A 241-nucleotide genomic window follows, 5' to 3' on the forward strand; every position below is an offset into this window, starting at 1 on the left:
CGCGGCGCGCGTCTCGCCGACCGACACGGCATGCACCCAGATCAACGGCGCGTTGTCCTCAGGCAAACGTCCGCGCGCATGCCCAAAGCGTTCGCCGATATGCTGAAGATAACCGCGCTCCTTGCGCGAGCGGATCAGCAAACGCAGCACGGCGACAGGCGCGATGATCCCCCACAGCGCGTTATAGATCACCCTCAGCATGCGCGCTCCGCATCACGAAGCACGCGACGGGCTGACGAAG

The 241-nt window shown here is 65.1% G+C and carries 1 protein-coding gene; it reads right to left on the reverse strand.

Translation table 11 applies throughout. The features are described from left to right. Positions 1-201 (reverse strand): glycosyltransferase N-terminal domain-containing protein (locus SB753_RS40810; RefSeq protein WP_410805644.1); only part of this gene is annotated, 201 nt, incomplete at its 3' end. Positions 202-241 lie beyond the last annotated feature (40 nt).

It is taken from the genome of Paraburkholderia sp. SIMBA_053, assembly GCF_046534895.1.
Classification (GTDB): domain Bacteria; phylum Pseudomonadota; class Gammaproteobacteria; order Burkholderiales; family Burkholderiaceae; genus Paraburkholderia; species Paraburkholderia caledonica.